The sequence below is a fragment of the Paenibacillus sp. cl123 genome (assembly GCF_900101595.1).
Taxonomy (GTDB): domain Bacteria; phylum Bacillota; class Bacilli; order Paenibacillales; family NBRC-103111; genus Paenibacillus_G.
In genome coordinates, this window is the sequence record NZ_FMYY01000049.1 from 1 (window position 1) to 5191 (window position 5191).

General features: G+C 57.4%; 2 protein-coding genes. Both read left to right on the forward strand.

Annotation, left to right across the window (positions count from 1 at the left end; genetic code table 11):
• Positions 1-2934, forward strand: a 2934-nt coding sequence (locus BLR08_RS31395; protein ID WP_176835652.1) for a hypothetical protein, incomplete at its 5' end; no start/stop codon positions are given.
• Between the two features lie 47 nt (positions 2935-2981).
• A partial coding sequence (locus BLR08_RS30455) for a glycoside hydrolase family protein (protein ID WP_143014508.1) occupies positions 2982-5191 on the forward strand: 2210 nt, incomplete at its 3' end.

Sequence of the window (5191 nt, forward strand, 5' to 3'; positions counted from 1 at the left end):
GGGTACGCGTACTTCGCCTCGAATCAGTTCGGCCATGCGCCGGGCAAGTTCTATAACGAGGAAGACATGTGGCTGTGGCTGGATCGCGGCATTATCTCTCCCGACACCGTGGAGATCGATTATATCGCGGCGCGGAAAAACGGAGTGCTGGGTCTCGCCCTGATGAACGAAGGCAACGCACCGGTGACCAGCACCATTGCACTGGGCGAGAAAGTGCCGGGCGGAGCGGGGTACACCGGCACCGCAACGGTCTACGAGGCGAATGGGACGGCATCTTCCGTTGCCGTGACGAACGGAAGCTTCACGATCGATATTCCATCGAAGGGGATTCGTTCGGTTGTGTTGAACATCCCGGGCGTTCAGGCGCCGGCTTATGCCAACCCGGATTATGTCTATTCCAATAATGCGCGCGGCACCGTATCGCAGCATACGAGGGGCAAGGGACACGTCATTCAAATTACGCCGGAAAGCTACCATGCCTACGTCTACATCAGCGACCGGAACGATATGACAAGCAAGCTGACCATGAAGTACCGGATCGGCAGCGAACCGGAAACAACCGTGGACAACGCCGGATACCCTTACGATTTCTTGGTGAAGGTGGACGATCCGACGAAAAGCTTTACGTATACGCTGACGGCGACGAAGGCGAACGGCCAAACGGAGAATCTCGGCGGCGGAACGCTGACGCCGAATGATTTCGTCGATGCAGGTATCAAGCGGGCGACCGTACACGACTTCGAACCATTCGAGACGACGGTAACCGTCAAGGGAACAAGTCCAACGGAACAGACGCTTCGCTTCGTTGTACCGGTGGCGGATTTCCCGTTTCCGGTTACGGAAAATCTGCTGATCGGCCTGCGCGTGACGGGCACCCTGGTGCATAAGACGAACGGCTCGACGCTGTCGCTAGACAGCGTGATCAAACGGAACGAGGTGCGGACAGACGGCACCACCGTGCTGGTCGTCTACCCGACCGATGGCGTACCGCTCTTCACGTATACGGACTATAATCTGACCCTAACGGTCCATCCGCCGGAACCGGCCGTAATCTTCGACCCGTTTGAAACAACAGTTTCCGTGAAAGGACTGGGTTCGGCGGAAGGCGTCCTCCGCTTTGTCGTGCCGGTCACGGACTTTCCGTTCCCGGTCACGGAGAATGCTTTGATCGGACTGCGGACGACGGGCACGCTGGTGCATAAGACGAACGGCTCGACGCTGCCGCTGGACAGCGTGATCAAGCGGAATGAAGTGCGGCCGGACGGCACCGCCGTCCTGGTCATCTATCCGACCGACGACGTGCCGCTGGCCGATTACGGGAATTACAATCTGGTTGTTACGATTCACCCGCCGCAGCCGTTAAAGAAATTTGTTTCGGTCAATGTCGAAGCGGGACAGGTGGAGACCAATGTGCCGGAAGGCGTTATCAAGCTGGTCGTCCCGGTCGAGCCGTTCCCGTTCCCGCTGCGGGAAGATACGCTGAAGAAGCTGCGCGTGACGGGCACATTGACGCATGAGACGAACGGCACGACGCTGCAGCTGGACAGCGTCATCAAACGGAACGAGGTACGGCCGGACGGTACAACCGTGCTTGTCGTTTCCCCGACCGATGACGTGCCGCTTGCCAATTATCAGAACTACAAGTGGGCCCTTACGATCCATTCGCCGGTGCCGATCGGTGACTTCGATCCGTTCACAACGACGGTTTCCGTGAAGGGTCTCAATTGGACGGAAGGCGTTCTCCGGTTTGTCGTGAACTCTGACGATTTCCCGTTCCGGGTTATTGAAGACGCTTTGATCGAGCTGCGGACGACCGGCACGCTGGTGCATAAGACGAATGGCACCACGTTGTCGCTGGACAGTGTGATCAAACGAAACGAAGTGAGGGCAGACGGCACGACCGTGCTGGTCGTCCGCCCGACCAACACGGTTCCGGTGGCCGACTATCGGGATTACAATCTGGTTCTCACGATTCACCCGCCGGCGCCGTTAGGTGACTTCGCACCGTTCGATGTCCAAGTCAGCCAACCGGGGACGGGGGAGGCGGAGCGCGTCATCCGGCTGGTTGTGCCGGTTGGGCCCTTCCCGTTCCCCGTAGCGGAAAATACGTTGAAGGGGCTGCGCATTACGGGCACCTTGACGCATAAGACGAACGGTACGACGCTGTCGCTGGACAGCTTCATCAAGCGGAACGAAGCGCGGCCGGACAGCACAACCGTCCTTGTTGTGTATCCGACCGAGGACGTTCCCCTCGCCAATTATCAGGATTATCAGCTGGTCGTCACGATCCGCCCGCCGGGTGCATTCGCGCCGTTCGATGTCCGGGTAAGTTACCCGGGGACGGGGGAGGCGGAAGGCGTTATCCGCTTGGTCGTGCCGGTGGAGCCGTTTCCGTTCTCCGTCCAGGAAAACATGTTGAAGGGACTTCGCATCAAAGGCACGTTGACGCATAAGACGAACGGTTCGGTGCTGCGGTTGGACAGCCTGATCAAACGGAACGAAATGCGGACGAACGGCACAACCGTCCTTGTCGTCTACCCGACCGACGATGTCCCGGTCGTCAATTATCGGGATTACGATATCGTTGTCACGATTTTCCCGCCGATTCCGCTCGGTGAGTTCGCGCCATTCGCCGTCCAGGTCAACTATCCGGGGATGAGCGCGTCGGAAGGAGTAATCCGCCTCGTTGTGCCGATGGGGTCGTTTCCATTCCCAGTGGAAAAAAATAATTTGAAAGGTCTTGGCATCACTGGCACGTTGACCCATAAGACCAATGGCACGACGCTTGCACTCGACAGCCTGATCAAGCGGAACGAGATACGGCAGGACGGCACAACCGTACTTGTCGTGTACCCGACCGGGACCGTCCCGCTCGCCGATTACGGGGATTACAGCTTGACCGTTACGATTCACCCGCCTCCGTCGCTGGAATAGCGGGAAGCGTTTGTTGCCAAAAAACAAAGGAAACGGGGAATAAGAGCATGAGAAAGCTGTTAGTGTTCCTGTTGACGCTGTGCCTGATTATCCCATCGCTGCCCGGAGCTGCAGCGATGGCGGAGGAAAATCCGGAGAACCCGGCTTCGTCGATGCAGCATTTCTACATTACGCCCAATCTCTTTACAGCCTTTGGTTCATGGACTTTGTCCGGCGACTGGGTCACGGGACGCGCTACCGGTTCGACGCCGGAGGAGGCTAATGGGGAGGGCGGCGATCCTGCGATCGCCAAGGTCAACATTACGAAGGCGGCGAACTATCGTCTTTGGGTCCGCGACAGAGACTATGCCACGAATCAGCCGGGAACCCGGACGTTCCATGTGGCGGTCGACGGCGTTATGGCGGAGGAGCGGTTCGGCGACCACGGGATGGAAGGCTTCCGCTGGTCGGAGGCCGGCGTCTATTTCCTGGAGGAAGGAGAGCACGAGCTCTCTCTCCTCGATACTTCCGGCTTCTACGCCAGATGCGAAGGATTTTTCCTTACGGAAGACCTCAATCTGACTCCTCCTGAAAATAAAGAAGAGCTGCTGGAAATCGTAAAGCCGGCCAGCCCGTTTGATTTGCTTCCGCCTGCCGATTTCCCGGAGTGGGCCAAAGAGGATGTGGCGGCTCTTGAAACCGGTTCTATCGAAAATGATTCGGTAAAGGTTGTCTTCCACCGCGGCCAAGGCTCACAGGGAAGTCTCGTGCAAAACGAGATTTTTGTGAAGGAAGGCGGAGCATGGGTATCGGTGAAGGGGAAGACGGAGGAACTCGGTTTCCTGATGATGTCCGCGCTAAATAGCGAATATGCCGGCGAGAAGGAGCAGTTTCTGCTCGCCAAGCAAACCGCTCTCGTGAACGGCGTGGCGAAAAGCCTTGTCGTTGAAGATTATTTCAAGTCCGGGCTGCCGGTATGGTTTATTCCATCGGACTTCGAGAAGCTTGATGACGACACCGTTGTGCTGACGTTCCCGAATACGGAAGCAAACCTGACGGTGACGTTCGAACTTGACGATTTGTCGGACGACCCGAAGGTGACGCTTAACGTAACGTTCCCTCAGGCAGGGGCATATTCCTTCCTGCTGTACAGCGGCGACGGTGTGGACTATGAGGATTACGATACCGTAACCGCGCCTTTGTTGTACGTGAAGAAGGCCGTTCCGGACGGCGCCAGCATGATTCCGGAGAGCTATTTGTTTACACCGATGGCAACGCTTCATTATACGCCGGAACAATCGAAAACGCCGGGCAAGCAGTTAACGGCCGGCGTCGTTATGGACCCGGAGAGCGTGCCGCAAGGTTTCTCGTATCCCGATACGTCCACGTTCGGGCTTGTGCTCCGCGACCAGGAGCGCCATGTCCGGCCGCAGCTGGTGGCGCCTCTGTTCGGAACAGAGAGCAGTGTATTCAACAGCGGCGACAGCTATGAGGTGAGCTACCGGATCGTCAACCGGTTCGGCTCCTGGTACGATACGCTGACGCATGTGTCGGAGCGGCTGTTTAACTTTACCGATTTGCGAACGAACTATTTCCATTCCATCAATGAAGCGATCTATAACGCGACGGATTTGATGATGGATGACGATTACGGCGGCTGGGATCCGGTCAACATGGCTCATTACAATATGGAGGAGCGGCATCTGACGACCGTATCCAATGCGATGACGGCGGTCCAGCGCTATTTGCTGACGGAGAACGAGGAGATTCTCGACGAGCGGGCTGCGCCAACCCTTGCGTATATGCTCAGCAGGCTGCGCTACCATTTCAAGACGACGAACAGTCCGGGCGGCGGAAACTATGTCTCGAATCCGCCTTCGCAGATGGGCGGGCCCGTCGAGAATTATTCGGCGAGCGTTTACGGCGGCTTGTACGAGATGACGCAAGGACGGATGCCGTTCCTGATGGATAGGGCCATTCAGACAGCCAAGGAAACCGGAAATTTGGCCGGCGTCACCGATCAGGCGGCGCTTCATAAATATACCGGGGATGCGGACTATCTGGTCAAGCTGAAGGCGCTGGCGGATCAGTATTTGGAAAATTATCCGAACGCGCCGGCTAACCGCGAGCAGCGCTTTGTAAGCGGCTTTATCTACGGCGACTATATTCCGATGGTGACGACGTTCCTGGCCGCTTATGAGGCAACCGGCGAGCAGAAGTACCTGGACGCCGCAGAAGATAGCGCGCGGCTGCTCGCTACCGGTGTCTGGACGACCGG